At 46.3% G+C, this 298-nt stretch carries 1 protein-coding gene; it reads right to left on the bottom strand.

The features are described 5' to 3' along the window. A partial coding sequence (locus tag CWC11_RS21765; protein ID WP_138684244.1) for an ACT domain-containing protein occupies positions 1 to 298 on the bottom strand: 298 nt, incomplete at both ends.

The following is a 298-nucleotide window of genomic DNA, read 5'->3' as shown; positions in this document are numbered from 1 at the left end:
ACTGCTACGTTTTTATCGTCTTGTGTTTGTACGTTCATATTGAGCACATTGACTTTTTCATTGGCAAGCACAGAGCTAATGTCTCGGATCAGCCCTTGACGGTCGTGCGCTTCAATTTTTAATGTAATGGCGTACGACGCTTTAACATCATCTGACCAACTGACCGCAATCTCACGCTCTGGATGTACATCCGTAATATGAGCAAATGACTCACAATCAGAGCGATGCACAGCAATACCTCGCCCTTGCGTGATGTAACCCACAATTTCATCGCCCGGTACCGGCTCACAGCATTTCG

The sequence above is a fragment of the Pseudoalteromonas sp. S3178 genome, from assembly GCF_005886985.1.
Lineage (GTDB): Bacteria > Pseudomonadota > Gammaproteobacteria > Enterobacterales > Alteromonadaceae > Pseudoalteromonas > Pseudoalteromonas carrageenovora.
This window is presented reverse-complemented; position numbering and strand designations above follow the sequence as displayed.